The organism is Streptomyces sp. NPDC060205 (assembly GCF_042728395.1).
GTDB lineage: Bacteria > Actinomycetota > Actinomycetes > Streptomycetales > Streptomycetaceae > Streptomyces.
Genome location: NZ_JBHWZP010000561.1, coordinates 1 through 3,300, shown reverse-complemented (window position 1 = coordinate 3,300; position 3,300 = coordinate 1). Strand labels below are relative to the sequence as shown.

The following is a 3,300-nucleotide window of genomic DNA, read 5'->3' as shown; positions in this document are numbered from 1 at the left end:
TGGTGAGCGCGGGCACCGCCCGGAGCAGTTCGACGGTGAGGAAAGCGAAAGAGCTTGTTTCATTGCAGGAAGTTGAGAAGGAAGCCCCTTCATGGCCTCACCGTGATCAACGCTAGCACTCAGCCCGGGATCACGTCGCGCAGATTTTCCAGGGTCATGACCTTGGAGTCCGGGTGCAGGCCCTCGGGTCGTTCGATGCCGATGTACAGCACGGGCTCGTCCGGGACCGGTCCGCCGTCCCACAGGTCCACCACCGTGGCGTCACCGGACATCAGCTCCACCAGGTACCGCACCGTCAACTGCTCACGCTGCACCAGAGCACGTACGAGCTTGGCCACCGACACCTGGTTCTCCTCGACCCGGTTGGCGGACGAGATGCCCTTCAGGTACAGGTGCAGCCACTTCGCACGCCACCGCCCGTCGTCCTCCCGACGGAACACCAGCGGCAGCGCCACTCGGCCCGCGCCGCGCAGTTCCGACTTCATTCGCACCGTACGCGGCTCGAACGGCCGGCCCTTCTGCTCACCGTCTCGCAGCATGAAGCCGAAGAACGACTCGGCAGCCTCATCGAAGCCCTCGCCGGTGAAGATGTTGACCTGCGGAACGACGAGCGTGCTGCGTACCCGGCCCAATGACACGTTGATGAACTCCGAGGCTCCCTCGGGCGCTTCGGTGACATCTCCCGAGTGCTCGGCGCCGGCAACCGTGAGCGATGTGTAGGAGAGCCAGGATTGGGTGCTGTAATCGGCGTTGAGCAGCAGCGCCGAGAGGTCGTAGTCGGTCCGTCTCCCGGTCTCCTTCCAGTACACGAAGAACCGGAGCTGTTCGCCGTCGACCGTGGAGAGTGAACCGCGCGGCAGGACGCCGAGTCCCGCCGTGGTCGCCCTGCCGCTGAGCGGGAGCGCCACGTCGAGGACGTCGGGGTCGAGCAGCAGCCGGCGTGGCGCCGGGAGCCTGCGGCGCATCTCGGCGTCCAGTGCGCCGACCAGACGGTCGCGGTCGGCGGCGGGGACGGGCGGCCGAACGTCAGGGGTCACCCAGCCGCGACCGCGGCGGTTGATGAAGATGCGGGCTTCGCCGGTCTCCCGCTCCCGGTTGTGGAAGTGCTCGCGGACGGAGAGCACGACCCGACCGGAGACCTCGGGGGCGACCCGCACCGCGGCGGCCACCACCGCGTCCCGCGCCTCCTGGTCGACGGCGGTACGCAGCAGGAGGTCAAGCGAACGGAACAGCTTGCCGGGGGCGGACTGCAGCAGCCGCACCGCACCGAGGACGTCGTACTCGTCGAGCCGTTCCCCGACACGGCTGTCGAAGGACCGCGCCGGCTTCTCGCCGCGCGCCACCGCGAACACGTCGGCTGCGTACGGCCAGCGCGGGTACTCGTGCGGGTGCAGCCGCTCACCGAGCCGCTTGAACGGTTCCCGGTGGGCATGCACATCGGCCAGTTTGGCGGGGTTCGCCGCGATGACGGTGTCGAGACCCGCGAGCAGCGCACGGCGGTACGGACGCGACAGAGTACGGAACCGGGTCGGTTCCCGCAGTGTCACGTCGCCGCCCGACAGTGCGCAGGCCAGCCGGAGCACGTCGGTGACGGTGTCCAGCAGGAGGTCCGCACCGACGGCGAGACGGGCGGCGTTGACGGCCGCCCGGTTCTCCCGGACCGGGATCGACTCGGGCTGCGGGCCGAGCGCGCACCGCTCGGCGAGGGCCTTGAGGTCGAGCAGGTGCTCCTCGCCCAGGGGCGTCGGGGAGCCGGCCAGACCCAGGTACAGGCCTGTGAGTTCGTCGTCCAGGTCCCGGCCGAGGTGCAGGACCGTCACCCGGTCCCCCGCCGAGGCGATCAGCTCGTCCTGCGCCGCGAGCATCTCCTCGTAGGTGTGCTGGTAGCGGCCGTACGCAGGAAGGCTGAGCAGATCCAGTACCCCGTGCGTCAGCTGCTTCAGCACGCTCTCGCGCGACGTGTCGTCGGCGAGAGCCCTCGTCACGCACCGCATCCAGAATTCTTCGGTGTCCGGCACGTTCGCCGGGAAGTCGATGAAGTACGAGTTGTGTTTGACGTGGTCGCCCACCATCTCACTCACCGTGCGCAGTGTCCGCCTGGCGGTGTGGACGACAGCGGCCTCGGACAGTCCCGACAGCCGCTCCAGCAGCTGAGCGGACAACTTGAAGCCCACCGAGGCCAGCGCCGCGTCGAACTGCCGCGCCACGACCTCCCCTTGACCGGCGGAGCCCCGGGGAGAGGGAAGACGGTGAGTGTGCCGAATGACCAGTGCGTCGAAGTCGTGGGCCATTGAGGGATGATCGCAGAGATGTACGAACATACGCACAGGGGTTTTCGGGGCCGGCGCATCGCCCCGTGAGGCGAAGATCGTCTGATGCTTGATCGTGATCCGCTGGTGTGCAACCCCGTCCGGATCCCGGTTGTCTGAAGAACGCGCCGGAGGACGAGTCTCCGGCGTCTTGCAGTACAGAGATCGGGGATCAGGTGGGGAAGAAGCTCTGGAGAGCTGTCGTGGCCGGGGGCGCGGCCGCGGTGTTCACCGGTGTGGCCGCGGTACCGGCCGGCGCGGCCGAAGGCGGGGTCTCGTTCACCCGCGTCCAGGTGAACGGCGGCAAGCCGATCGTGATCGGCGTGTCGAAGGAGGTCGCGGTGCCCGCCTCCTTCCGGATGGCGACCACTCGCCAGTGGAAGTGGCCGGCGGTGTTCCTGTACCGCGGCAATGCGGACGAACGGCTGTGGCACGCCATCGAGACGAGTGACTGCGACAAGGTGAGCTCGGGCGTCTGCGACTTCACGGAGACGATGTTCTTCGACCCGAGCGAGTGGGACATGCGCAACAGCGAGGCCGGAGCATGGAAGGTCGCGGCCGAGGTGTATTTCCAGGGCGGCGGCGGTGACACCGATGACGAGGGCCTGACGGCCTACGTCAAGCGCAACTCCCGTCTGACGGTGAACGCCTCGCCCGAGCCGGTGACCAAGGGCAGCACGATCACCGTGACCGGAAAGGTCACGCGAGCCAACTGGGAGACCAGGAAGTACGTCTCCTACGCAGGCCGCCAGGTGACCCTGCAGTTCAAGCCCACCGGAGGCACCTACACCACGGTGAAGAAGGTGTACGCGAACGGCTCGGGCAATCTCAGGACGACCGTGAAGGCATCCAAGACCGGCACATGGCGCTGGGTGTACTACGGAAACACCACCACCGGACCGTCGACTTCGGCCGGGGACAACGTCGTGGTGAAGTGAGGTCCCCGGGCTGCCGCACGACCTGTTCGGCAGCCCGCCGGAGGGGCCTGTGC

Annotated in this window: 2 protein-coding genes; one reads left to right on the top strand and one right to left on the bottom strand. The window is 67.9% G+C overall.

Going from position 1 to position 3,300, the window contains the following annotated elements; genetic code table 11:
- Nucleotides 1–119 precede the first annotated feature (119 nt).
- On the bottom strand, nucleotides 120–2,291 hold the full coding sequence (locus tag ACFWGJ_RS42880) for a hypothetical protein (protein WP_387334388.1): 2,172 nt from the start codon (nucleotides 2,289–2,291) through the stop codon (nucleotides 120–122).
- 194 nt (nucleotides 2,292–2,485) lie between these two features.
- On the opposite strand from ACFWGJ_RS42880, the gene ACFWGJ_RS42875 reads away from it, so the two are divergent.
- On the top strand, nucleotides 2,486–3,247 hold the full coding sequence (locus tag ACFWGJ_RS42875) for a hypothetical protein (RefSeq protein ID WP_387334387.1): 762 nt from the start codon (nucleotides 2,486–2,488) through the stop codon (nucleotides 3,245–3,247).
- Nucleotides 3,248–3,300 lie beyond the last annotated feature (53 nt).

What these genes read in the sequence shown, in the direction of transcription:
- ACFWGJ_RS42880 (WP_387334388.1), bottom strand. Translation starts at nt 2,291, where the DNA reads ATGGCCCACGACTTCGACGCACTGGTCATTCGGCACACTCACCGTCTT.